The sequence below is a fragment of the Hyphomonas sp. genome (assembly GCF_013823385.1).
Classification (GTDB): Bacteria; Pseudomonadota; Alphaproteobacteria; order Caulobacterales; family Hyphomonadaceae; genus Hyphomonas.
The window spans coordinates 17,221-39,917 of record NZ_PNMA01000014.1; the positions used below are offsets into that span (position 1 = coordinate 17,221).

Consider the following 22,697-nt stretch of genomic DNA (forward strand, 5'->3'; position numbering starts at 1 on the left):
TGCCTATCGCCAGCCCAGAAGCCCGGCATAGGGCGCAGCGACCTGCCGGGGAAGCCAGCTGACCGCCGAATTTATCTGCACAATCAAGGCCTGGAACCGGGTGGCGAGCCAGTTGCCGCGCGCTGTCTGCAGCCAGTTGAAGGCATAGCTCTGCAGGCAGACCAGGAAGAACAGGGCGAAGGTGTAGATCCAGCTGCCCGTCAGGCTGAGGGTCAGCGCCGGGGCAAGGTAAAGCAGGGCATTGCCAAAGGAGAAGGTGAAGAGGCTCGTCTTGCCGGCGAAGGTCAGCGACAGGCCGAACTTCACCCGGAACACGTCATAGAGGATGAGGCAGACGAACACTGCCAGCAGCGTGCCGAAAAGCCCGAAAGCGAAATAGATCGGATGGTTGATATTCCGGTAGGTGAGGTTGCTGAGGTCTCGAACGGTGTTGAAGGGGGCGTCGAAGTTCCAGAAGGCCAGCAGCACAGCGCCGGAAACCAGCAGCAGCGCGCCCATGCTGCAGGCTGCCTGCATGATTTCCCGCCGGCTGGAAGACGCGCGGGTGAGGACGATCACGGCGCGGCCGATCATCATGCCCCAGATAACGAATGTCATGCCATGCAGAAAGGAGGGGCCCCCCGTCACAATCTCGCCGCCGCCGATCAGGAAGCCTATGACGGGGCTCAGATATGCGTCTGCAGCAGATGTTTCGGGCACCGCCAGACGCGTGATCAGCGGATGCAGCAGGTGGATGACTATCGAGACGGCCCCCAGGGTGACGAAACCGCCCCTGTCCCGAAGCCAGATGAGCGCCGGGGCGAAGGCCAGAGCAAGGGTGTAGAATTTCAGGATGTCGCCATAGGGCGTGGCGCCGAAGAACAGCGCGCAGCGCAGCATGTATGCCGGTGAACCGAGACCTGCCGCCAGCATCGCCAGAAGGGTGACGAGATAAAGCAGATAGCATTGAGCCGCGCGGGTCAGCAGGCGAGCCGTGGTCTGAAGCTTTTGTCCCGCCTCGATCCGCGGGCGGTAGACGATTTCCAGCACCGAACCGAACAGGATGATGAAGATCGGCGGGCTGAGTTGAAGGAAATAGCGCAACCAGATCAGGCCCGCATGGTCGAGCGCGTAATAGGGTTGGGCGCCGCCTGCAAAAAGCGCATGGCTGAACATGGTCGCCAGGATCGCGACAGACCGGCATATATCCAGCCCGATGATACGTATCTGAGCTTCCCGTGAAGATGTTGTGATGGTTTCAGCGTGTAATTCGCGCGTCAGGGGAAAAGAATCTTGCGGCAAATCAGCCGGTCCAGCCGCCGTGTATTTGGTTAATTCTGTCCCATTGCCCTGCATTCACATGCTCACGCGGAAAAATACTTGTTCCGCATACCATCTTTCTGTGACAGCTTCACCAAGTATTTGAATTGTCATGATTAATGGCCTTCTGGCTGGACCCCTGGCGGACATTTTGCCGGAAATGAAGGTGGCCGGGCGCGCTGTCGCTGCGTTCCTTCAAAGGTTAACTGCAGCGTCTGTGCGGGCGCCTTGCGAGGCGGGGGAAGCTCAGTTAAGATTTTTAAACTGACCTTTGGAGGATCAGCCCATGGCGGAAACCCCGGATCGGACCCCGTCCGCCCTGCGCGTGATAGGGAACTACACGACGGTAGATCGCGCCGCGGCCCGCAGCGCCAAGATCGAGCGCCTGCACGACCTCCACGCCGGCCACATGAATGCGATCGAGACCAAGTATGGCGGCCGCATCGCTGACGCTCAGGACACGCTCGATACCATCAATGCCAAATGGGACACGATCCAGGCCGAGGTGGACCGCCAGCCGCGCTATGCGCGCAGCTTCTTCTACTGGCCTTTCATGCTGGCGCTGATGCTGTTCGAAATCCCGGTGAACCGGCTGAGCTTTGAACTGTTCTTCCGTGAAAGCCCGACCGTGTCGCTCGGCGTGGCCTTCCTTGTGGGCGTCATTCTTGTCACCCTGGCTCACAGGCTTGGCCTCGTGCTCTGCCGGTTTGGCTATCATGTGAAGAAGTCCGGCTGGGCCGGGCAGCTGCTGCAGGTGGTGCTGATCACGGCGATCATTCTGTCGCTGATCTATGGCGTCTCCGTTCTGCGCCAGGGGTATATCGACTTTGCAACCCAGCCCCAGGCGAGTTTTTCGGACATGCTGGCGGGGACGGGCGCGGCCCAGATGGCCGGGGACATGTTCAAGGCGGGCCTTGGCATTTCCGGCTGGATCTTCTTTGCCATCAATCTCGGCATTGTGGCGGTTGGCCTGACGGCGGCCTATTTCTCGCATGATCCTCATCCGGATTTTCAGTCTGCCGACATCCAGCGCAAGAAGGCCGAGAAAAAACTGGCGACTATCAAGGGTCAGCGTGCTGACGCCGAATCCGTCGAACAGCGCCGCCATGCCAACCAGATCAACAGGGCCAGCGCCTGACCAGATGACCATGTTTCCGGGATGCCGGCTCGCCCTGCCGGTTCTTGCGCTCTCATTGCTGCTGTCAGCCTGTTCGGGGCCGGCGGGATCGGGCTTCGTCAATCGCACGCCCGACGATTATTGCGCGCTCAGCGACCGCTCCACCCTGTTCCTCATCGACCGCACGACAACCTTTGACGCGGCCGACCAGACGCTGTTGATGGAAAGTCTCGGCGGCGTGGTAGACAGGTTGCAGACTGGCGACCGCATCATCATCGCCACGATTTCCGACCACTATTCCAAGACCCGCCGTCTGGCGAATGCCTGCAAGCCGGGCTGTCCGGAAGCAGGCGGAGTGGTGGACGAGATCGTGGGCTCGTGCAGCACGATGAAGGCCAAGCAGGACCAGCAGCAGTTCATGGGCACCCTGGCCGCCTCGCTGCGCGAGATCATCAACACGGCCGAAGACGCTTCGGGCTCCGACATCATCCGCACCATCGGCCACTGGACCGGGTCGGCCTCGGCAGAGCCCTATACCAACCTCATCATCTATTCGGACATGCTGGAAAACAGCGACATGCTCACCTGGCGCAAGTTTTCCTCGCTGCCGGAAGACGAACTGATGGGCATCGTGGCCGAACATGGCGCGCTGGCACGCACGCCGGGAACGACCGTCCGCGTCATCGGCTATGGCCGTCTGCACGACAAGGCGCGCTCGCCCCTGCCGGCGGCGCTGGACGCGAAACTGCGCGGCTTCTGGACCCGGTATTTCTTCGAAGGTGGCGGCCAGGTCGAGTTTTCCGCCCGCACGGACGGCTGAAGCCTGGGGCAACCCCTGCATTCTTACGCAGTTGCTTTCGCGTCGCGGCGAACTTAGCGATACTGCGGAGAGCAACAGGAGTTTCTCATGCGATACCCGATTGGAATGATGCTGGCCGGAGCGATGGCGCTGGGCGTTGCGGCCTGCGCGCCCGCTGAGACGCCGGTGGACACCGGCAATGTGGAGCCGCCGGCTGTCGATGGGGAAGAGATGATGATGGGCGAAATGCCAGGTGAAGACGCTCAGACGGCCGCTGCCGAGGCCGCCCAGGCCGAGGCCGAAACGGGCGTTGTCTATGCCGGCGAAGACAAGAAGGGCGGGGAAGTTTCCGTTCCGGTGGGCGAAACCCTCCGGATCGAGCTCGAGACCGTGCCCACCGCCGGCTATGTCTGGCAGATCGCCGAAATGCCAGGTTTCCTGGAGCTGACCGCGGAGAACACCCGCCCCACCAATCCGGCGCTGCAGAGCCAGCCGGGCTTTACCGGTGGCAATCACTATATGAGTTTTGATCTCAAAGCCTCTGCCCCCGGCACCGGCGTCATCAAGCTCACCGAGGGCCGCCCCTGGGAAAGTGAAGAGGCCCCGTCCGATACATTTGAAGTGACCGTCACGGTCACCCCCGCAGAGTAGGCCGCCCTTTGCCAGACACCCAGCACACCCCGCCGAAAACCGGCATCACGGCCGACGGCTTCCTGACCGACAGCTGGTATCTGGCGGCGGCGTCCGCGGAGCTGAAGGCGGGCAGGCAGCAGCGGATCATGATGCTGGGGGAACCGGTCGTGGTGGGGCGCACCCCGGCAGGGGAGGCGTTCGCCCTGCGCGACATCTGCCCCCACCGGCTGGTGCCACTGTCAGCGGGCCAGCAGGTGGAAACCCACGGTCAGTGGACGTTGCAATGCCCCTATCATGGCTGGCGCTTTGGCACCGATGGCGGCTGCAAGCTGATGCCGAGCCTTACCGAAGGCAGCCCCTATGATCCTGCAAAGGTGAAGGTGCGCCGCTATCCGGTGCATGAGGCGAACGGGGCGGTCTATATCTATGTGGCGCACGACCCGCGCTCTGCCGCGCCGCCGGCTGTTGCGCCGCCGGATTTCGGGCCGCTTCCGGACAAGCCGGGCTTTGTCATCCATGACATCTTCAATGCCCATATGGATGATGCGGTGGTCGGCCTGATGGACCCGGCGCATGTGCCCTTCGTGCATAACCAGTGGTGGTGGCGTCCGCCGTCTTCCGGGCTGAAGCTCAAGGAAAAGCCGTTCGTGCCGACCCTGCGGGGCTGGGCGATTGACCGGCATGCGCCGTCTTCCAACTCCAAGCTTTATCGCTGGGTGTTCGGCGGCGATGTGATGACCGAGATCCGCTTCCAGCTGCCGGGCTACCGGTGGGAGATCATCTCCAACAATACCGCGCGCCTGCTGACGCTGACCTGCCTGACGCCTGAAGCGCCCAAACGTACACGGATTACCCAGTTCACCTGGTGGACCGGCGCGCCGCTGCTGAACCTCGCCATCCCGATGGCAAAGCGCATGGGCAAGACCTTCCTGGCCCAGGATGGGCGCATGGTCGACCTGCAGAATGAAGGCATGGCCTATCAGAAGGCGATGCTCTGGATCGATGATATCGATGTGCAGGCCAAATGGTATCAGATGCTGAAACGCGAATGGACCGCCGCCCGCAGCGAGGGCAGGGACTTCGCCAACCCGATCGAGCCGCGCGTGCTCAGATGGATGAGTTGAGGCAGGCTGCCTCCGTCCTGCCCTGAAAAAGCCCCGGACAAGTGAAAGAGTGCGCGCTGGCCGAGGCGCGTGATCGCCCCATCTAATGGCCCGCGCCCTCCATTCCCCGTACGGCGCGCCACAAAAGGACCTGTCTGATGAAAATGTTTCTCTTTGCCGCTGCGAGCGTGTTTGCCCTCGCGGCCTGTTCGCCGGCTGTGGAAGAAGGTGCGCCGACAGTTGTTCCGCCACCTTTGGAAACCTCTGAAATCCCGGCAGAGGCCCCGCCGGTCGAAGATGTCACGCTTGTTGATGTCGTCGCCACCAATCCGGATTTTTCAACCTTGCTTGCCGCCGTGGACGCGGCTGGTCTGAGCGAAACACTGGCGGGCCCTGGCCCCTACACAGTGTTCGCGCCGACCAATGAAGCCTTTGCCGCGCTGGCGCCGGGCGAACTCGACACGCTGCTGCTGCCGGAAAACAAGGACAAGCTGACCCGGATCGTCAGCTATCACGTCATTCCGGGCAAGGTGCTTGCTGCGGATGTGCCTGCAGAAGACGCCAACGTGGCCACCGCCAGCATCAACAATCTGGCGCTCGCTGTCCGCCGCCTGGCCGATGGCACGGTGATGGTGAACCAATACAAGGTCACCGCCTCTGACATCCAGGCCTCCAACGGCGTGGTGCATGTGATTGACGGGGTGCTCATCCCGCGCATGGAAGAATAGCGTATTATTATCGGGGCAGCGCCCGGTCTTTCCGGCGCGCTGCCCCGCTTACCGTTTGCGGGCGGCGATGAAGGCGCGCACATCCTTGCCGCGCGTGCCATGGCGTTCGCTGGCAACGATCTCAAACCCGGCCTGCGTGATCTCGCCGGTGAGGGTGGCTTCGGAAAAGAAATCCACATGCGGCGCCTTGCCGATGGCCTGGGCCAGGGGCAGGGCGAGGCGGAGCCCAAAGCCCATTTCCGTGAGGCAGGGTGTCTTGGAGATGAAGAGGCCGCCGGGTTTCAGCAGGCTGTGAACCGCCTCCAGCGCGGGCTGGCGTTCCTCCAGCAGGTGGAGGATGTTGAAGCCGAGGACCAGGTCGAACGCCTTGTGGCGCCAGCGATCATCATTGATCACCCCCACCTCGAAGGTGACATTACCCACGCTTGCGGCGGCAGCCTTCTCGCGGGCGATGGCGATCATCTCCGCCGAAATATCCGTTGCCAGAAGATGAGCGCAATGGGGCGCCAGTTTCAGCGCCGTGGTGCCCGTGCCGCAGCCGAATTCGAACACTTCGCTGGAAGCCTGCAGGAACTCGGCCGTCCGCGCCACAGACCGTTCATACCCGGCCTCGTCGGCAATCGGATCGGCCGCATATTTGCGCGCCGTCCGGTCCCAGAAGCGGGTATTTTTGGAAACATGGGTCATTTTGGCTCCCCCTTCTTCTCCGTTTAGCAGGCTTGAGTGACCTGGATATGGCAGTCAGATGCCAGAACGCGCGAACAAAGAGTGAAAACTCAAGCTGTCTTTAACCATCCTCGCTGCTAGGGTGGCGGGAATGAGCACCCCGATTCGCATCCTCGGCATCGACCCTGGCCTCCGCCATACCGGCTGGGGCATCATCGAGCAGACGGGCGCCCGTCTCGTGCATATCGCGCATGGCGTGATCGAAGCGCCGACAGACCTGTCGATGGCAGAGCGCCTGGGCCATATCTTCGAGGCGGTGGGGGAGCTTGCCCGCCACCATGAGCCCCATGCTGCCGGGGTTGAGGAAACCATCGTCAACGCCAATCCCCGCTCGGCGCTGAAGCTCGGCCAGGCGCGCGGCGCCGCGATGGCGGCCCTCGCCATGGCGGGGGTGCCGGTCGCCGAATTTGCGCCCCGCCAGATCAAGCTCTCGGTCGTCGGCACCGGCACGGCGGACAAGGACCAGGTGAAATTCATGGTCCAGCGCCTCCTGCCCCGGGCAGGGGACATGAAGCTCGACGCCGCCGATGCCCTTGCCTGCGCCATTTGCGCGGCGCACCATCTGCCGATGCAGAGGATCAAGAAGGGGGCGGCATGATTATCGGGCGTCTGAGGGGTGAGGTCGCCGCCGTCGGGCTCGACCATGTGCTGATCGATGTGAATGGCGTTGGATATGTCGCCCTCGCCGGCACGCGCCTGCTGGCAAGGCTGCAGACCGGCGACAAGATCACCGCCCATATCGAAACGCGCGTCACCGAAAGCTCGATTACGCTCTTTGCCTTTGCCACCGATGAAGAACGCGCCTGGTTCGTGCGCCTTCAGGATGTGCCGGGCGTGGCCGGAAAATCCGCCCTCGCCATTCTCGACGGGCTTTCTCCGGCAGAAATCATGGATGCCATCGCGCTGGGCGATGCAGGCGCCTTCACCCGCGCCAAGGGTATCGGCAAGAAACTCGGTGAACGGATCGTGACGGAGCTTTCCGGCAAGGCGCCCCCGCTCGGCCGGTTCGGAAAGTTTGAAGTGGCCGCCGTTGCCGGGCTCGCCTCCGCGCAGCCTGCATCTGCCGCCACCGGCGCGCGCGGCGAGGCCGTCAGCGCGCTGGTCAATCTCGGCTACACCCAGGGCGAAGCGGCCAAGGCCGTGGCGATCGCCGCCAAAGATGGCGCTGAAGATGTCGGCGTGCTGGTCAAGGGCGCGCTGAAGGAGCTGGCACGGTGAGCCGCGCGAAACGACCCCTTGCCCCTCTCCCACGCAATGGGAGAGGAGGGGCCCATTGCGAAGCAATGGGAGGTGAGGGTCTTGAAACATTCGTGAGCGCAGAAGGCCCTCACCTCCCACGCCTCCGGCGCGGGTCCCCCCTCTCCCGCAAGCGGGAGAGGGGTACGGCTGCGCCGGGAGGCAAGGCATGACCCGCAAAGATTCTCTCGCCGATCCCAACGCGCAAGGCGGCGACGCGCTCGACCGCGCCCTCCGTCCACAGACGTTTGAGGATTATGTCGGTCAGCGCAAGGCGAAGGCCAATCTCAAGGTCTATGTCGAGGCCGCGCGCGGGCGCAAGGAAGCGCTCGACCATGTGCTCCTCTTCGGCCCGCCCGGCCTTGGCAAGACGACGCTGGCGCAGATCCTCGCCCGCGAAATGGGCGTCGGTTTCCGCGCGACCTCCGGGCCTGTGATTGCCAAGGCGGGCGACCTGGCCGCCATCCTTACCAATCTTGAACCCAATGATGTGCTGTTCATTGATGAGATCCACCGCCTGCCCGCCATCGTGGAGGAAATCCTCTATCCGGCGATGGAGGATTATGCCCTCGACATCGTGATCGGGGAGGGGCCGGCGGCGCGTTCGGTGCGGCTCGATCTTGCGCCCTTCACGCTGGTGGGCGCCACGACGCGCGCCGGCCTTCTGGCGACGCCGCTGCGCGACCGGTTCGGCATTCCGGTTCGGCTCGAATTTTACGAGGCCGAGGAGCTTGGCCGCATCGTCATGGCGGCCGGCCGCAAGCTTGGTGCTCAGATCACGGAAGATGGCGCGGTGGAGATCGCCGCCCGCGCCCGCGGCACGCCGCGGATCGCCCTGCGCCTCCTGCGCCGGGTGCGCGACTTTGCCGAGGCAGACGGGGCAGGCATCAACCGCGTCTCAGCCGCCAAGGCGCTCAAACGTCTGGAGATCGACGAAGACGGCCTCGACGCGCTCGACCGACGCTATCTGCACGCCCTGGTCAAAACCTATGCCGGTGGTCCGGTCGGGGCCGATACGCTGGCCGCTGCCCTGTCAGAAGCGCGCGACGCGGTGGAAGACGTGATCGAGCCTTATCTGATGCAGAAAGGCTATGTGGCACGCACACCGCGCGGGCGGGTGGCTGCCCCGCTGGCCTATGAGCGCCTGGGCCTGAAAGCGCCGGGGGGGCAGCAATCAGCGCTTTTTGATGAGGAGTGAGATATGTTGGAAGGAAGCTGCTTTTGCGGCGCGGTGGCTTATCGAGCAGAAAGTATAGGACCGATTGGGCATTGCCATTGCCGGACCTGCCAGAAGACCCATTCAGCAGCTTTTGCGACGACGGCGCGGGCACCCCGCTCCGGATTTGCCTGGACGAAAGGCGCAAATATCGTTGCCAACATTGAGTCCACTCCGGGCAAGTTGCGCCATTTCTGTCCCAGATGCGGATCGCACCTTGTTGCCGAATGGAAGGATCAGGACGCCGTTATTCTGCGGGTCGCCAGTCTCGACACGCCCCTCCCTTCGAAGCCTGTCATCCATATCTGGACGAGCCATCAGGCGGCCCTTTTCGACTTTGACGATGGCCTGCCGCGTTTGCCTGAAGGTGTTCCGAGGCCAGCTGGAAGTTAGCGGTCCTGATCCATCGCCCATAAGAGGCCGATGATCGCGCCCTTGATCCGGGGAAGGAGCATCAGAACGGCGAGGATCGCAAACGCGCCCAGCGTCGGCAGCTTGATCCAGATGGGCCAATTTTCCTGCCGCGCGCTGATGAAAGTCAGCCCCGCCAGGAATGGCCCGAGGATCAGCACGGTCAGCCAGGGCGGGCCGTCCTCGGCGCGGATGCGCCCGATCGGCGCGCCGCACACGCTGCACTCGGAAACCTGCTTCAGATACCGCGCATAGAGTTTCCCGCGCCCGCAATTCGGGCAGCGATGGCCAAGCCCCCGCAGCACGGGCAGCATGGGGGAAGGGGGCGGCGCGGTCTCTGGCATCCCTCCGCTTACACCCGGAAAGCGCTCCCCTGTTATGAGGGATGACGCCGCATGGCGGTCCTGCTAGCATTTTGCCATGGGGATGGGCTGGGACGAGATTGAGAAAATTGACGGCTTTGCCGGGCTGCGGGCGCATGCCGAAACCAATGTGCTGCCCCTTCTGGAAAATGCCGGGCTGACAGCCAGTGACGGCGCCCGCCTCAAGCGCCGGCTCAGCCGGGCCGTCTCTGGCGGCTTCATTGCCTTCGTTCTCAGCTTCCTGCTGGTGCAGGCGCTCCTGCCGGATAGCTGGTGGGGGGAGACCCTGGTATTCATCCTGTTTCCGCTGCTTTTCCTGGGCTGCCTCCTCGGGTCTCTGCTCCTCTACTGGCGCAGCTTCCTTCGTCTGGTGCTGGATGCCAAGACGCGCTTTCTAGTCCGGGCGCGGGCCTTGTCTGCTTTGGGAGAGCCGCTTGGTCTTTCCTATGTGGCCATGCCGGGCGGCATGCCTCCCGCGCTCAAATGGCTGGCCGGGCAATCCTGGGCCCCGGCCGAGCTCAAGGATGCTGCTGGCGCGCTGGAGCAGGCCGGCGGCATGGAGGAGGCGGTGGCCGCCGCGCGCGACGCCGGCCTGATGATCGAGTCGAATGTCTATGTCATTGGCTCGGCTGAGCAGAAGGCGCAGTATCAGGAGACTGCAGCCCGGCACGCGCAGGTCGAGGACGGCTTCCACGGCCGGCGCGGCGGGATCGATTTCGAGCTGTTTGAATGGGTTGAGCGTGTGGAGAAAGCCCCCTCGATCCACCATCTGGTGATCGTGCTGGAGGCGCCGCTGACCCTCCACGGCGTCACCCAGCTGCGCGCCCGCAAGACGGGCTGGCCACAGGACACGGCCGCCGGGTTTACCGAGGTCGATCTTGGCCCACGCGCCTTCGGCGAGCTTTACCGGCTGCGCTCCACCGATCAGGTGGAGGCGCGGGCCATCTTCAATCCGGCGGTGATTGAGCGGGTGATCGCGCTGGCCGAAGGCGGCGCCTTCCGGGCCGTCGGGAAGGGCAGCCGGCTGGTATTCGATTTTCCGGGGGCAGACCGGTTTGCGCTGATTGACTTGGTCACCGGTGCCTGGAGCCCGGAAACGCTGGAGCGCACGGCGAGCGATCTGGCCGCTGCGCTCGCCCTGGTCGATACCCTGGCCCATGCCTTCATGCTGGCGAGAAAGTCTGATACGGGCGGGACATGACCCTTCCTGTTCTCGACGCCCAGAATTTCGATGCCGCGCGCCAGCACTGGATTGCCGTCCGCGTCTATTACGAAGACACAGATTTCACCGGCATGGTCTATCACGCCAACTATCTGCGCTTCTTTGAGCGGGGCCGGTCAGACCATCTGCGCGATGCAGGCATCTCGCACCAGTCGCTGCTGGCGCGGGAAGACCCGGCCGCCTTTACCCTCACCAATGTAAACGTCACCTATCGCAAGCCTGCCAAGGTGGACGATCTGCTGCATATCCGCACCCGCTATCTCGGCATGGATGGCCCCCGCATCCGCTTCTCCCAGACCTGCCTGCGCGGCGATGAAGTGCTGGCCGAAGCGGAGATCACGGCGGTGATGATCCATGCCGATGGCCGCTTGCGCCGCCCGATCCGGGAAATTTCCGAACATCTCGAAGCCTATCGCTGGCGCGGCTAGCCCCGCGCGGCTGGCCCGGTCTGAAGCGGCGAGCAGCCTGGCTGCGAGGAAATTTCCGTGCCGGAGACTTGCATTTAGATATATCGAAATTATCTTCAATTTCGATATATCTAAAAGGTGTATCAATGAGCCAATACTCTGATCAAACCCCTCAAGAAAAACGCTTCAGGCTGCCAGAGGCGCCGAGGCAAAGGAGACTTCATGTATATGCATCACAGAGGCTGCCGGCATGAGCGCTGGCATATGAAAATGCACCGGATGGGCGGGCATCGCCGGGGGCCAGGTGGCCGCCGGGGCGGGCGCGCGCTGGGCCATGGAGACCTGCGTCTCCTGATCCTCAGCCTGATCGCCGAAACGCCGCGCCATGGCTATGACCTCATCCAGGAAATCGAGACCCGGACCGGGGGCACCTACAAGCCGAGCCCCGGTGTCATGTATCCGGCGCTGGAAATCATTCAGGACCTCGGCTGGGCCGAAGTGCGCACCGAGGAGGGCAAGAAAACCTTCCACATCACCGATGCCGGGCAGGCAGAGCTTGAGCGGGAAGCGGAGGTCGTTGACGCCATCCACGCCCGTCTGGCCGATCTTCTGGAGGCGGACGAAGCGGCAGACCCCGCAGATGTCCGCAGCGCCATGCACCGGCTGCGCCATGCGGTGATTTCGGCGGTGCGGGAGCGTGAGGCCGATGAGGCCCGCAAGCGCCGCATTGCGGAGATCCTCACTGCGGCCAGGGACGAAATCGCCAAGCTCGGCTGAGCAGGCGGTATCTCAAAGGGAAGCGGGGCGCCGGAAGGCGTCCCGCTTTTTCGCTTCTGAAGGGGCGTCGCGGCCGCCTTCGGCCCGGCGGAAGATTAAGAATCTGCCATAATGGCTTAACCATCATGCAGTAAGGCTCATATCGACTGAGCAAAGCCTGCAACACGCCGTGTTTCTGCCGGATTTGCACTAGATTACAGTGCGGAAATAACCAGTGCCTGCAGTTGAACCCACCCGCGTTTCTGCTACCGCAGAAGCGGTTCGGGGCAGGGTGATTTGCCCCGGCGGGCCAAGGAGATGACAAGACCCATGGAAACGGAAGCAATCGGCACGGTTGCCAGCCATTCGGATTTTTCCCTGATCAGCCTGCTGATGGCTGCTGATCCGGTCGTGAAACTGGTGCTGCTTGCGCTATTTCTTGCTTCGGTATGGTCGTGGATCGTGATCGGCGAGAAATTCTTCAAACTGGGCGGCCTGAAGAAGTCTTCACGCGAATTTGAAGACGCCTTCTGGAGCGGCCGGGCCGGCGAGATCGACATGCGCCCCGGCCAGGGCGGCAAGGACCCTGCCAGCCGGGTATTCATCTCGGCGGCGCGGGAATGGTCGGATGCCGGCAAGGGCCCGGCCCCGGCAGAAGCCTCTGCCATCGTCAGCCGGGCCGAACGCTCGATGCGCGCCGCAGTAGACCGGGAGCTTGGCCGGGCAGGCAGCGGGCTTTCCATCCTCGCCACGATTGGCTCGGCCTCGCCCTTCATCGGCCTCTTCGGCACAGTCTGGGGCATCATGAACGCCTTCCTCAACATTGCCGAGCAGCAGGATACCAGCCTCGGCACCGTGGCTGGCCCGATCGCCGAAGCGCTCTTCGCCACTGGCCTTGGCCTCATCGCCGCCATCCCGGCGGTCATCTTCTACAACAAGTTCACCAGCGACCTGACCAAGCTCGCCGACCAGCTCGACACCTTTTCCCAGGATGTCCTCGTGCGCCTGTCGCGGCGCGCGTCGGATACGGCGCGGGACTGAGGAGCACCCATGGGCCTGATCCTCGGTTCTGGTGGCAAGGGCGGGCGGCGCGGACGCCGGTCCCTGAATGCCGAAATCAACGTGACCCCGTTCGTGGACGTCATGCTGGTGCTGCTCATCGTGTTCATGGTGACGGCGCCGATGCTGGTGCGCGGCGAACAGCTGAACCTGCCGCGAACAACATCCGCCCCGCTCAAATCCGATCCCAACGACGCGCCGCTGACCGTCTGGGTCAAGGCCGATGGCACGGTCCTGATCCAGCAGACCGAAGTGCCCGTAGAGGCCCTCGGCGCCCAGCTGCAGGCGATTGTGGGGGAGGGGTACGACAAGGACGTGTTCCTCTATGCCGATGAAAGCGTGCCCTATGGCATTGTCATGGACGTGACCGCCGAAGTCCGCGGCGCCGGCTTCACCCGCATGTCCTTCATCACCGAACAGAAGACCAACACCCCCCGCTGACCCCTGAGGAGCCAGCTTAACGAATGCTTCGTGGCCTGACAGTTTCCGCTCTTGTGCATGCCAGCGTGCTGGCCATGGCGGTTATGTCATGGCCGCACAAGAAGGATGAGTGCCAGGAGCAGATCGACCGCATCCGCCGTGAGCAGCCCGGCATCAGCTCGGTCGAGATCCTGATGCAGCTGCCCCAGTGCGCCTCTTCGGCCGACCTGCCCATCGACTTCCTCGAGATCGGCCGCATTTCCGACGTCGCCGAGCTGCGCAAATCCGATACGCCCCAGCCCGAGGCCCAGCCGGAAGCCGCGCCCCAGCCGGTGGAAGAACAGCCGCCCCCGCCCGAGCCCGAACCTGCCCCGGAGCCTGAGCCCGAGGTGGCCGTCCCCGATCCGCGCAAGCCCGAGCCGGAGCCACCGAAAAAGCCCGAGCCCAAGCCTGAGCCGAAGAAGGAAGAACCCAAGCCGAAGCCCAAGCCGGTGGAGAAACCCCCGGCCAAGCCGAAGGATGACCTCTCCTTCCTGGACGATTTCGAAAGCGCGCTGCAATCCAAGCGCACCTCCGAGCAGCGCCCCGATGCCCAGCAGACGGACCGTCCCGTGCTGGCCAATTCAGACCGCGACCAGGCCGGGGCGGGCGCGCGCACCGGCGCGACCGCGTCGCTGCAGGCGGCCCTGCGCCGCCAGATCATGGAATGCTGGGCCACGGTCGACGACCTGCCGCCCGAGCATCAGATCGATGTTACCGTAAATATGAAGCTGGCCCGCGATGGCTCTGTGATAAGCACAAGCCTGCTCACCCCCCGCTCGCGCCCTGTCGGCCGGTCGGGCATTGCGGTTGACCGCGCGTTGCTGGCAGTCCGTAAATGCGGTGAGATCGGGAATTATCGCCTGCCGGCGGATGATTACGAGCTTTGGAAAGATATCGACGTGACGCTTGGCCCGAAGCAGGGTTGAGACAGATACGCCGCAAGAATTCGATGAGGAGTCCGAACTGATGCTGAAAAGACTGATGCCGCTTCTGGCAGTCATCATGTTGGCCCTTGGGCTGGCCGCGCCTGCCAGTGCCCAGCTGCAGGTCCGCGTGGATGAAGGAAACTTCAAGCCGACGCCAATCGCCATACCGGACTTCCAGGTGACGGGGACCAACACCCAGCTCGCCCGGCAGATTGCCGATGTGGTACGCGCGGACCTTGCCTCCACCGGCCTGTTCGACATGCAGAACCCGGCCTCCTTCATCCAGCGCGATCTTTCGATCAATGCCGAGCCGCGCTTTGCCGACTGGAAGATCATCCGTACCGATGCGCTGGTCGTCGGCGCTTTCGAGGAGCTTCCCGATGGCAAGCTCGCCGTCTCCTTCCGCCTGTGGGACGTCTATGGCGGGGAGCTGATGCGCATCAATGGTGAGCCGGGCCGCCGGCTGACTACCACGCCGGAAAACTGGCGCCGCATCGCCCACAAGATCGCCGACTCGATCTACACCCGCCTGACCGGTGAAGACCCGTATTTCGACACCCGCATCGTCTACATCGCCGAAACCGGGCCGAAGACCGAGCGCGTGAAGCGTCTGGCCATCATGGACAGCGACGGCGCCAACCAGCAATATCTCACCTCCGGCCGCTCGACCGTGCTGACGCCCCGCTTCAGCCCTTCGGCGCAGGAAATCACCTATATGTCGTATGAAGGGGGCCGCCCGCGCGTCTACCTCTTCAATATCGAGACCGGCCGTCAGGAACTGCTGGGCAACTTCCCCGGCATGACCTTCGCCCCCCGCTTCGGCACCGACGGACAGAGCGTGCTGCTCTCCCAGGCCCAGCGCGGCAATACCGACATCTACATCATGAACCTGCGCACGCGCGAAAGCCGCCGCCTGACCGACCACCCGGCGATCGACACCTCGCCCTCGATGTCGCCCGATGGCCAGTCGATCGTGTTCAACTCCGACCGGGGCGGCACGCCGCAGCTCTATATCATGAACACCGATGGCAGCCCGCGCGCCTGTCCGTCGGGGGGCCGGGATACCGCCTGCCGCATCACCTTCGGCCGGGGCCGCTATTCCACGCCGGTCTGGTCCCCGCGCGGAGACCTGATTGCGTTTACCAAGCAGGAAGGCGGCAAATTCTATATCGGCGTCATCGGAATCGATGGCAAAGGCGAGCGCCTGCTGTCAGAATCCTATCTGGATGAAGGTCCGGACTGGTCGCCGAATGGCCGGGTCATCGTGTTCTTCCGCGAAAACCGTCCCGGCGCCGGTCCCCAGCTCTGGTCGGTCGATCTTTCGGGCCGGAACGAGCGCCGGGTGATGACCCAGACCGATGCCTCGGACCCGGCCTGGTCGCCGGTTCTGCAATAGAGTCTGCCCCATCCTGGGGCAGGCGCCCCGGGACCGTGTCCAAATAAGGCCATTTTGTGGCAAAAACAGCACAATTGGCCGAAAATTCAACGGAATACCGATTGTCGCGATAAAATAGTCAGAATAAGGAAATAAAAGGCCCGATAAGACGGCCGCCGACACACAGAAACCGCGAAGCGGTCCGTAAGTGCCAACTGAACTAACCTTGGAGCCCCGACACATGCATACTTTCCTGAAAGCTTCTGCCGCCGCCGCTCTGCTGGCCGCGACCGCTGCTTGCGCCTCTCGCCCCCCGCCGGCAAACGACACGCCGGTCACCCCTCCGCCGGTCCAGGACACCGTGACGGAGACTGAAACCGTGCGCACCGAGCCGGTTCAGCAATCCTCGATCAAACCGGGCTCGCTGGAAGACTTCCGCGTGAACGTTGGCGAGCGCGTCTATTTCGACCTCGACCAGTACCGCCTCGACTCCGACGATCAGGAAATCCTGAAGCGTCAGGCCGCCTGGCTGAACGCCTACCCGAACGTTCGCGTTCTCGTTGCCGGCAACGCTGACGAGCGCGGCACGCGTGAGTACAACCTCGCCCTCGGCGAGCGCCGCGCTTCGGCTGCGAAAGACTACCTTGTCAGCCTCGGCGTCAGCGCTTCGCGCATCGACACCGTCTCCTACGGCAAAGAGCGTCCGATCGCTGCTGGCTCGAACGAAGAGTCCTGGGCAATGAACCGGAACGCATGGACCCAGATCATTTCTGGCGCCACCAGCTAAGCTGACTGCGTTTACGTGATGAAAAGGACAGCCGGGTGCCATAATTTGGCCCCGGCTGTTTCTTTTATTCCACCGGGCTGAAGTCTGCCCCCGCACCCGGAGATACCCGTCATGCTGAAAGCCTCCCTTACTGGTCTTGCTGCCCTTGGACTTCTCGCAACGCCTGCCTCTGCGCAGACGCGCGGCGCCCCGATCGTGAAGGGGGTCACCACCGGAGACCTCTCCCAGCAGGTCGATCAGACCCGTCAGCAGACGGCGGATCTGATGCTCGAAATCAATCGCAATGCCGAACGGATCAACCAGCTCAATGGCCGGATTGAAACGCTCGAATTCGAACTCTCGCGCACCCGCGATGGCGCCCAGCAGCAGATGCTGGATAATGAAGCCCTCGCGCAGGAGAATGCAGAGCTTCGCCAGCAGCTTCAGGCCCAGGCCCGCGCGATCACCGCGCTGCAGATGGTGGTTGGGGTTGAGGCAACCGAAATGCTCGATACCGGCTCAGGCCCGGCCGCTGCCGGCCCGCTGCCGTCCGCTTCGGCGCAGCTTCCCGTTGGCCCGGCGCCCAGCGCGCAGGCGGGTTCCGGGGGCGGCCCCTCCGTGCTGACCCCGGCGCGCAACGCGCAGGGCGGCCTGCCGGAAGGCTCGCTCGGCACGATCTCGGCCAGCCAGCTTCCGGGCGAAGCCGGCCCGCTCTTCGCCGTCGCCCGCCAGCGCCTTCTGGCGCTCGACTATGCCGGCGCGCAGGAAGCCTTCCAGGAATTCGTCACCAAGTTCGGAAATGACCCGCAGGCCGGTGAAGCCTATTTCTGGCTTGGCGAAACGCTGCACCAGCAGAACGCCTATGCCGAAAGCGGCCAGGCCTACACCACCATGATCCGCTCCTTCCCGGATGATCAGCGCGCGCCCGATGCGCTGGCCCGTCTTGCCCGCTCGATGCGTCTCATCGGGGATACGGAGAAGGCCTGTCAGGCTCTCGACACCCTGCCCAAGCGCTATCCCAACGCGTCCAAGGTTGTGCGCGATCTGGCGGCCGTTGAGCGCACCCGTTCCGGATGCAAGGGCTAGGGCCACAGCCGGCGTTTGAGGCAGCGCTCGCCGCGCTGCCAGCCTGCCTGCTGGACGCGCCGATTGGCGTCGCCGTCTCCGGCGGCGGAGATTCCCTGGCGCTTCTGATCCTCGCCCAGCGCTGGGCTGCCCGCCAGGGGCGAACGCTTTATGGCCTCACCGTCGATCATGGTCTGCGCCCGGAAGCGCGGGCCGAGGCCGAGGCCGTTGCCGCGCTCTGCGGGAAGCTCGGCCTCGCGCATGAAACGCTGCGCCTTGAAGGCGCCGCCCCCCGCCAGGCATCGCTCCGGCGGGGCCGTCACGCCGCGCTCGCGCGGGCAGCCCGCCAGAGAGGCAGCCGTCTCCTGCTGACGGGCCATACGGCTGACGATCAGGCAGAAACCTTCCTGATGCGCGCCCGGCAGGGGTCGGGCTGGTATGGGCTCGCCGGCATGCGGCCGCTCTCCCTCTCTCCGGTCTGGCCGGAGGGGCAGGGGGTGTTTATCGCCAGGCCTCTGCTCGGCGCCCGCCGGGAAGGGCTTCGCGCGTTCCTGCAGGCCGAAGGGGTCAGCTGGGCGGACGACCCGTCGAACGAGAATCCGGCCTACGAGCGGGTGCGCATGCGCCGCCTGCTTTGTCCAAAAGTGTCCGGATTTGTCCAACTTCTGTCCGTGATTGACCGGTTTCAGACATTAAGAATGATTGAGGATGCCGCTCTCTGGCGCTGGATGGCAACAAATTGCAGCGTGCGTGAGGGGGGTATCGAGGTGGTCTCCCTTGCCGGTCTGCCACCCGAAAGGGCTGCCCGCGCGATGGGGCTCCTGGTCCAGATCGCGGCCGGCAGGGAGGCCTCCCCACGGGGTGAAGGCCTCGCCCGGCTGGTTGAGCGCATTGTTTCGGATGAAGATTTTCGCGGCGCCACCTTGGGCGGCTGCCATATCCGCCGCCACCGGGACCGCCTGCAGCTTCTCCCCGAAGCTGGCCAGCCCCGCCCCGGAATGGCAAATCGCCTCGCCGCCCACCAGGCCATCCTCTCCGGCCACACGAATGAAATTGCCGCAGCAGCAGGAAAGGAGTCGTTTTTAGAGGATTTGGTGCCTATCTTCTAAATTCAATCCCGTATGGTGGATCGAATAGTCTCTGACGGAACCTTGCTATGAACGTCCGTAATTTGGCGATATGGGGCGCGCTCGCCCTGCTCGTAATCGGTATGGCTGTAATGATGGGCGGCAACCCTGAGGTTGCCCGTGCCCAGCCTACAAAGCTGTCCGAGATCTATCAGCTCGCAGAACAGGGCAAGATTGCCGATGCGACGCTGGGAGATACCACCATCATCGCCAAGACGACGGATGGGCGGACGCTGAAAAGCGAGCTGCGTGCCCTCGACATGAAAACCGAGGACGTTCTCACCCAGAACAATGTTCCTTTTTCGGTGAAGCCCGATACCGGCCGCAACAATGTGGCCTCGGTCCTTCTGTCGCTTCTGCCGATCCTGCTGATCGTCGGCTTTGTCTTCTTCATGATGCGCCAGATGCAGGGCGGGGGCACCCGCGGCGCGATGAGCTTCGGCAAGTCTCGCGCCCGCCTCCTCACGGAGAAGCAGGGCCGCGTCACCTTTGATGACGTTGCCGGCGTTGATGAAGCCAAGGAAGAGCTGCAGGAGATCGTCGAATTCCTGCAGGACCCTTCAAAATTCCAGCGCCTCGGCGGCAAAATCCCGAAAGGCGCGCTGCTGGTTGGCCCGCCGGGTACGGGTAAGACGCTGCTCGCCCGCGCTGTGGCCGGGGAAGCCGGCGTGCCCTTCTTCACAATTTCGGGCTCGGACTTCGTTGAAATGTTCGTCGGTGTCGGCGCCAGCCGCGTCCGCGACATGTTTGAGCAGGCCAAACGCTCGGCACCCTGCATCATCTTCATTGACGAGATCGACGCTGTCGGCCGCTCGCGCGGCGCCGGCCTCGGCGGCGGCAATGACGAGCGCGAGCAGACGCTGAACCAGCTGCTGGTCGAGATGGACGGCTTCGAAGCCAATGAAGGCATCATCATCATGGCGGCGACCAACCGTCCTGACGTGCTTGACCCGGCGCTGCTGCGTCCGGGCCGCTTTGACCGCCAGGTGACCGTCGGCAATCCCGACATTATCGGCCGCGAGAAGATCCTGCGCGTTCACATGCGCAATGTGCCCCTCGCCAAGGATGTCGATTCCAAGACGATTGCGCGCGGCACACCCGGTTTCTCCGGCGCTGACCTGGCCAACCTCGTTAATGAGGCCGCCCTTCTCGCTGCCCGCCGTGGCAAGCGGGTGGTCGCCATGGCAGAGTTTGAAGATGCCAAGGATAAGGTTCTGATGGGGCCCGAGCGCCGATCGATGGTCATGTCGGAGAAGGAAAAGATCCTCACCGCCTGGCACGAAGCCGGCCACGCTGTCGTGGCGATGAAAGTGCCCGCCGCTGACCCTGTCCACAAGGCAACGATCATTCCGCGCGGCCGCGCGCTGGGCATGGTCATGCAGCTGCCCGAAGACGACAAGCTCTCCATGTCCAAGGTCGAGATGACCTCGCGCCTTGCCATCATCATGGGCGGGCGCGTGGCCGAGGAGCTGAAATTCGGCGATGACAATGTCACGGCCGGCGCAGCGTCCGACATCCAGCAAGCAACCCGTCTTGCCCGCGCCATGGTCACCCGCTGGGGCTATTCGGACATCATCGGACCGGTCGATTACGGCTCGGACCAAGGAGACGTGTTCCTTGGCCAGCAACTGATGCAGTCGAGCCATATTTCGGAAGAAACCTCGCGCAAGATTGAGGAAGAAGTCCGTAAGCTGATCGAAAAGGGCAAGGAAGACGCCCGCGAGATCATGACGAAATACCGCAATGAGTGGGAAGCGATTGCCACCGGTCTGCTTGAGTTTGAAACGCTGTCGGGCGAAGAGATTGCCAACCTTCTGAAGGGCACTCCGCCGAGCCGTCCGGATATTTCGGATGATGATGCCGGGCCCGCCTCCGCTGTGCCCGTGATCGGCAAGCGCAAGAAGCCCAAGGATGATGGCATCGGTGACGTTGAGCCCAATCCGGCCTGATATTTCTGTTGCAACATTTTAGAAAACCCTTCCGGGCTCCCGGGAGGGTTTTTTCTTTTTATGGGCGCATTTTGGTCTGAATTTCCGGTAATCTGTCTTCTGACAAACCGGCAAGTAGGAGCGAGGGGATGTGGTTCAATCTGGTGACAGCGGGTTTGGCCCTTCTGATGGCAACCGCCTGCGCAACGCATGTGCAAACAACGTCGGGTGCGGATTATCTGGCGCGGTATGATGGCAGTTACACCCCGGCGGCTGGCGCAGTGGCTTCGGAGGTGGACGTTCAGGTTCGCCAGATCGCGGCTGTGGAGCCCGATATCAGGTTTCCTGCGCGCATCGGGCTCGCCCGGATCGAGCGGGGTCATCTGGCGGCGATCCCGGAGCGGGAAGGGGAGGCGTGGGCCGCGCTGGCCCAGCAGCTTGATGGTCTTTATGGTGAGTTCGTGCCCGTCAGCCCCCTGATTGCCGCGATGGTGGCGCCGGAGAATGACAAGCCGCGCTATTCCTACACGGCCGCCGATACGATCGCTGAAATCCGCCGCGGCGCAGCGCGCCAGCATCTCGATTATGTGCTTGCCTATGAGGTTTCCACGAGCAATCGGAGCAAAGGCAGTGCGCTTTCCTTTGCCGACCTCACCGTGATAGGCATGTTTGTGCTGCCTGGGCGCAATGTTGAGGCAGAGGCAGCGGCAAGCGGCATTCTGATCGATGTGCGCAATGGTTATCCCTATGCGACGCTGACGGCGTTTGCCGACAAGAAGGGCCTGTCCCGCACAATCAACTCCTGGCAGGTGCGTCAGGAGATGATGAAGGATGCTTCTGCCAAGGCAGTGCTGGAGCTGGCGGGGGAGTTGCGCAGCGCTCTGGAGCAGCTTGCCGTGAAGGCCCACAGCATCAAGCCCGTATCTGCAGAGAATGCGGCCGCAGGCAGTTGAGCGAAGGCTTGCCTTTCCGGGGGTGGCCGGTAGGTTGCCTGTCATGATGCTGAGATTGGCAGTTGCCCCCGCCTTCGCCCTTCTTCTGGCCGCCTGCGCGACGGCGCCTGCCGGGCCGCCTGACCTTCCGTTTGCGGAAGGACTTTCGGCCGTCTGCGGCAAGGCGTTTGAAGGCCGGGTGGTGAGCCATGACGCGGTGGATGACGAGTGGCGCGAGAACCGCCTTGTCGTGCATGTGCGCGATTGCGAGTCGGGCGTGTTCCGTCTGCCGCTGAGTGTGGGCGAAGATCGCTCGCGCACCTGGGTGCTGACGGCGACGGGACCGGGGGGCGGCTGGGAGCTGCGTCACGTCCATCGCCATGAGGACGGCAGCCTTGACGCGCTGACCAGCTATGGCGGCTACTCGGTTTCCGATCCTTCCGCCGCGCGTCAGGAGTTCCCGGCTGATCAGTCCACAAAGGATCTGTTCGACCGTGAAGGCATTCCGGTATCGAAGGCTAATGTGTGGGCGGTGGAAGTGCGCTCAGGCCAGCAGATGTTTGCCTACGAACTGAAACGGCCGGAGCGCTTCTTCCGCGTCGAAGTGGATCTCTCCAGGCCGGTGGACATCCCGCCGCCGCACTGGGCGCCCCCTGCGCCTCCGATGTGAGTATCGCGGGCAACCGGTGCGAACGCCGGTCAGCCCCTACGTCCACCGGCCGGTGGACGGCGCGTTTCATGCTGCGGCACAGTTTGAGCCGCCTTTCCCTCAACCGGAGGCGGGGAAGGGCTGGCCGGTCTGGATACTCGAACACCGGGGCCATGAACTCCATTTTGCCAGCCCTCAGGAGATGGCCCATGTCGCCAGTGTTCTGGGGCAGAAGATCCTCCCGGACCCCCGCGTGCTGGGGGCCGAATTCAGCGCGGTCAATTCGCATTGGCTCTCTCGCATGGATAAAGCCTGGCTGAGCTGGAAGGTGCGGCAGGAGATTGTTCGAAGGTTGGCGGCCGCTCTGGCCCAGCTCGGCCATCTGTAAGCCCT

26 protein-coding genes are annotated in these 22,697 nt (G+C 63.5%); 23 read left to right on the forward strand and 3 right to left on the reverse strand.

What is annotated here, in order from left to right; translation table 11 throughout:
- Positions 1–3 precede the first annotated feature (3 nt).
- Entirely contained in the window at positions 4–1,335 is a 1,332-nt protein-coding gene (gene opgC, locus C0456_RS10000) for an OpgC domain-containing protein (protein ID WP_291051219.1), read from the reverse strand.
- Positions 1,336–1,585: 250 nt separating this feature from the next.
- On the opposite strand from opgC, the gene C0456_RS10005 reads away from it, so the two are divergent.
- From C0456_RS10005 to C0456_RS10025, 5 genes are all read left to right on the forward strand, one after another.
- Positions 1,586–2,437 (forward strand): hypothetical protein, encoded by an 852-nt coding sequence (locus C0456_RS10005; protein ID WP_291051222.1) that lies wholly within the window; start codon positions 1,586–1,588, stop codon positions 2,435–2,437.
- 4 nt (positions 2,438–2,441) lie between these two features.
- Positions 2,442–3,236 (forward strand): hypothetical protein, encoded by a 795-nt coding sequence (locus tag C0456_RS10010; RefSeq protein ID WP_291051225.1) that lies wholly within the window; start codon positions 2,442–2,444, stop codon positions 3,234–3,236.
- An 87-nt stretch (positions 3,237–3,323) separates the two neighbouring features.
- On the forward strand, positions 3,324–3,866 hold the full coding sequence (locus tag C0456_RS10015; RefSeq protein ID WP_291051228.1) for a protease inhibitor I42 family protein: 543 nt from the start codon (positions 3,324–3,326) through the stop codon (positions 3,864–3,866).
- A gap of 8 nt (positions 3,867–3,874) precedes the next feature.
- Positions 3,875–4,972 (forward strand): aromatic ring-hydroxylating dioxygenase subunit alpha, encoded by a 1,098-nt coding sequence (locus C0456_RS10020; RefSeq protein ID WP_291051231.1) that lies wholly within the window; start codon positions 3,875–3,877, stop codon positions 4,970–4,972.
- Positions 4,973–5,109: 137 nt separating this feature from the next.
- Positions 5,110–5,679 (forward strand): fasciclin domain-containing protein, encoded by a 570-nt coding sequence (locus tag C0456_RS10025; RefSeq protein ID WP_291051233.1) that lies wholly within the window; start codon positions 5,110–5,112, stop codon positions 5,677–5,679.
- A 48-nt stretch (positions 5,680–5,727) separates the two neighbouring features.
- Here the strand turns inward: C0456_RS10025 and C0456_RS10030 are convergent, their stop codons facing one another.
- Positions 5,728–6,366, reverse strand: coding sequence for a class I SAM-dependent methyltransferase (locus tag C0456_RS10030; protein ID WP_291051236.1), 639 nt, complete (start codon positions 6,364–6,366; stop codon positions 5,728–5,730).
- Between the two features lie 130 nt (positions 6,367–6,496).
- On the opposite strand from C0456_RS10030, the gene ruvC reads away from it, so the two are divergent.
- The 4 genes from ruvC to C0456_RS20925 all read left to right on the forward strand — a co-directional run bounded on the left by ruvC (position 6,497) and on the right by C0456_RS20925 (position 9,250).
- The gene (ruvC, locus tag C0456_RS10035; protein ID WP_291051238.1) at positions 6,497–7,003 is read left to right on the forward strand and encodes a crossover junction endodeoxyribonuclease RuvC; all 507 of its coding nucleotides are present in this window, start codon (positions 6,497–6,499) and stop codon (positions 7,001–7,003) included.
- The gene (gene ruvA / locus C0456_RS10040) at positions 7,000–7,623 is read left to right on the forward strand and encodes a Holliday junction branch migration protein RuvA (RefSeq protein WP_291051241.1); all 624 of its coding nucleotides are present in this window, start codon (positions 7,000–7,002) and stop codon (positions 7,621–7,623) included. Before ruvC ends, ruvA begins: the two co-directional genes overlap by 4 nt.
- Positions 7,624–7,810: 187 nt before the next feature.
- Complete coding sequence (gene ruvB, locus C0456_RS10045) at positions 7,811–8,839, forward strand: Holliday junction branch migration DNA helicase RuvB (RefSeq protein WP_291051244.1); 1,029 nt, start codon at positions 7,811–7,813, stop codon at positions 8,837–8,839.
- A 3-nt stretch (positions 8,840–8,842) separates the two neighbouring features.
- The gene (locus tag C0456_RS20925) at positions 8,843–9,250 is read left to right on the forward strand and encodes a GFA family protein (protein WP_367179243.1); all 408 of its coding nucleotides are present in this window, start codon (positions 8,843–8,845) and stop codon (positions 9,248–9,250) included.
- Here the strand turns inward: C0456_RS20925 and C0456_RS10050 are convergent.
- Entirely contained in the window at positions 9,247–9,612 is a 366-nt protein-coding gene (locus tag C0456_RS10050; RefSeq protein ID WP_291051247.1) for a DUF983 domain-containing protein, read from the reverse strand. The genes C0456_RS20925 and C0456_RS10050 overlap by 4 nt on opposite strands.
- A gap of 76 nt (positions 9,613–9,688) precedes the next feature.
- On the opposite strand from C0456_RS10050, the gene C0456_RS10055 reads away from it, so the two are divergent.
- From C0456_RS10055 to C0456_RS10120, 14 genes are all read left to right on the forward strand, one after another.
- A complete protein-coding gene (locus tag C0456_RS10055; protein ID WP_291051249.1) occupies positions 9,689–10,831 on the forward strand; it encodes a DUF3137 domain-containing protein in 1,143 nt (380 codons plus the stop codon).
- Complete coding sequence (locus tag C0456_RS10060; RefSeq protein WP_291051252.1) at positions 10,828–11,280, forward strand: YbgC/FadM family acyl-CoA thioesterase; 453 nt, start codon at positions 10,828–10,830, stop codon at positions 11,278–11,280. Before C0456_RS10055 ends, C0456_RS10060 begins: the two co-directional genes overlap by 4 nt.
- Before the next feature lie 207 nt (positions 11,281–11,487).
- Complete coding sequence (locus C0456_RS10065; RefSeq protein WP_291051255.1) at positions 11,488–12,036, forward strand: PadR family transcriptional regulator; 549 nt, start codon at positions 11,488–11,490, stop codon at positions 12,034–12,036.
- A 309-nt stretch (positions 12,037–12,345) separates the two neighbouring features.
- Positions 12,346–13,056, forward strand: coding sequence for a MotA/TolQ/ExbB proton channel family protein (locus C0456_RS10070; RefSeq protein WP_291051258.1), 711 nt, complete (start codon positions 12,346–12,348; stop codon positions 13,054–13,056).
- Positions 13,057–13,065: 9 nt separating this feature from the next.
- Entirely contained in the window at positions 13,066–13,515 is a 450-nt protein-coding gene (locus C0456_RS10075) for a biopolymer transporter ExbD (RefSeq protein ID WP_291051260.1), read from the forward strand.
- Between the two features lie 23 nt (positions 13,516–13,538).
- Entirely contained in the window at positions 13,539–14,462 is a 924-nt protein-coding gene (locus C0456_RS10080) for a hypothetical protein (protein ID WP_291051263.1), read from the forward strand.
- A 40-nt stretch (positions 14,463–14,502) separates the two neighbouring features.
- Positions 14,503–15,858 (forward strand): Tol-Pal system beta propeller repeat protein TolB, encoded by a 1,356-nt coding sequence (gene tolB, locus C0456_RS10085; protein ID WP_291051266.1) that lies wholly within the window; start codon positions 14,503–14,505, stop codon positions 15,856–15,858.
- Between the two features lie 220 nt (positions 15,859–16,078).
- Positions 16,079–16,624, forward strand: coding sequence for a peptidoglycan-associated lipoprotein Pal (gene pal / locus C0456_RS10090; protein ID WP_291051269.1), 546 nt, complete (start codon positions 16,079–16,081; stop codon positions 16,622–16,624).
- A gap of 111 nt (positions 16,625–16,735) precedes the next feature.
- On the forward strand, positions 16,736–17,689 hold the full coding sequence (gene ybgF / locus C0456_RS10095) for a tol-pal system protein YbgF (protein ID WP_291051272.1): 954 nt from the start codon (positions 16,736–16,738) through the stop codon (positions 17,687–17,689).
- Positions 17,677–18,777, forward strand: a complete 1,101-nt coding sequence (gene tilS / locus C0456_RS10100; RefSeq protein ID WP_291051275.1) for a tRNA lysidine(34) synthetase TilS — start codon at positions 17,677–17,679, stop codon at positions 18,775–18,777. The genes ybgF and tilS overlap by 13 nt, the downstream gene beginning before the upstream one ends.
- 47 nt (positions 18,778–18,824) lie before the next feature.
- Entirely contained in the window at positions 18,825–20,744 is a 1,920-nt protein-coding gene (gene ftsH, locus C0456_RS10105; protein WP_291051278.1) for an ATP-dependent zinc metalloprotease FtsH, read from the forward strand.
- A 128-nt stretch (positions 20,745–20,872) separates the two neighbouring features.
- Positions 20,873–21,676, forward strand: coding sequence for a hypothetical protein (locus C0456_RS10110; RefSeq protein WP_291051281.1), 804 nt, complete (start codon positions 20,873–20,875; stop codon positions 21,674–21,676).
- 46 nt (positions 21,677–21,722) lie between these two features.
- Positions 21,723–22,325: a hypothetical protein gene (locus tag C0456_RS10115; protein ID WP_367179245.1), complete on the forward strand. Its 603-nt coding sequence runs from the start codon at positions 21,723–21,725 to the stop codon at positions 22,323–22,325.
- 16 nt (positions 22,326–22,341) lie between these two features.
- Positions 22,342–22,692, forward strand: coding sequence for a hypothetical protein (locus C0456_RS10120; RefSeq protein WP_291051286.1), 351 nt, complete (start codon positions 22,342–22,344; stop codon positions 22,690–22,692).
- The last annotated feature ends 5 nt before the right edge of the window (positions 22,693–22,697 follow it).

Bases quoted from the DNA above. Each gene is read 5' to 3' on its own strand.
- opgC (WP_291051219.1), bottom strand. From the start codon at position 1,335: ATGCAGGGCAATGGGACAGAATTAACCAAATACACGGCGGCTGGACCG.
- C0456_RS10005 (WP_291051222.1), top strand. From the start codon at position 1,586: ATGGCGGAAACCCCGGATCGGACCCCGTCCGCCCTGCGCGTGATAGGG.
- C0456_RS10010 (WP_291051225.1), top strand. From the start codon at position 2,442: ATGACCATGTTTCCGGGATGCCGGCTCGCCCTGCCGGTTCTTGCGCTC.
- C0456_RS10015 (WP_291051228.1), top strand. From the start codon at position 3,324: ATGCGATACCCGATTGGAATGATGCTGGCCGGAGCGATGGCGCTGGGC.
- C0456_RS10025 (WP_291051233.1), top strand. From the start codon at position 5,110: ATGAAAATGTTTCTCTTTGCCGCTGCGAGCGTGTTTGCCCTCGCGGCC.
- C0456_RS10030 (WP_291051236.1), bottom strand. From the start codon at position 6,366: ATGACCCATGTTTCCAAAAATACCCGCTTCTGGGACCGGACGGCGCGC.
- ruvC (WP_291051238.1), top strand. From the start codon at position 6,497: ATGAGCACCCCGATTCGCATCCTCGGCATCGACCCTGGCCTCCGCCAT.
- ruvA (WP_291051241.1), top strand. From the start codon at position 7,000: ATGATTATCGGGCGTCTGAGGGGTGAGGTCGCCGCCGTCGGGCTCGAC.
- ruvB (WP_291051244.1), top strand. From the start codon at position 7,811: ATGACCCGCAAAGATTCTCTCGCCGATCCCAACGCGCAAGGCGGCGAC.
- C0456_RS20925 (WP_367179243.1), top strand. From the start codon at position 8,843: ATGTTGGAAGGAAGCTGCTTTTGCGGCGCGGTGGCTTATCGAGCAGAA.
- C0456_RS10050 (WP_291051247.1), bottom strand. From the start codon at position 9,612: ATGCCAGAGACCGCGCCGCCCCCTTCCCCCATGCTGCCCGTGCTGCGG.
- C0456_RS10055 (WP_291051249.1), top strand. From the start codon at position 9,689: ATGGGGATGGGCTGGGACGAGATTGAGAAAATTGACGGCTTTGCCGGG.
- C0456_RS10060 (WP_291051252.1), top strand. From the start codon at position 10,828: ATGACCCTTCCTGTTCTCGACGCCCAGAATTTCGATGCCGCGCGCCAG.
- C0456_RS10065 (WP_291051255.1), top strand. From the start codon at position 11,488: ATGCATCACAGAGGCTGCCGGCATGAGCGCTGGCATATGAAAATGCAC.
- C0456_RS10070 (WP_291051258.1), top strand. From the start codon at position 12,346: ATGGAAACGGAAGCAATCGGCACGGTTGCCAGCCATTCGGATTTTTCC.
- C0456_RS10075 (WP_291051260.1), top strand. From the start codon at position 13,066: ATGGGCCTGATCCTCGGTTCTGGTGGCAAGGGCGGGCGGCGCGGACGC.
- C0456_RS10080 (WP_291051263.1), top strand. From the start codon at position 13,539: ATGCTTCGTGGCCTGACAGTTTCCGCTCTTGTGCATGCCAGCGTGCTG.
- tolB (WP_291051266.1), top strand. From the start codon at position 14,503: ATGCTGAAAAGACTGATGCCGCTTCTGGCAGTCATCATGTTGGCCCTT.
- pal (WP_291051269.1), top strand. From the start codon at position 16,079: ATGCATACTTTCCTGAAAGCTTCTGCCGCCGCCGCTCTGCTGGCCGCG.
- ybgF (WP_291051272.1), top strand. From the start codon at position 16,736: ATGCTGAAAGCCTCCCTTACTGGTCTTGCTGCCCTTGGACTTCTCGCA.
- tilS (WP_291051275.1), top strand. From the start codon at position 17,677: ATGCAAGGGCTAGGGCCACAGCCGGCGTTTGAGGCAGCGCTCGCCGCG.
- ftsH (WP_291051278.1), top strand. From the start codon at position 18,825: ATGAACGTCCGTAATTTGGCGATATGGGGCGCGCTCGCCCTGCTCGTA.
- C0456_RS10110 (WP_291051281.1), top strand. From the start codon at position 20,873: ATGTGGTTCAATCTGGTGACAGCGGGTTTGGCCCTTCTGATGGCAACC.
- C0456_RS10115 (WP_367179245.1), top strand. From the start codon at position 21,723: ATGCTGAGATTGGCAGTTGCCCCCGCCTTCGCCCTTCTTCTGGCCGCC.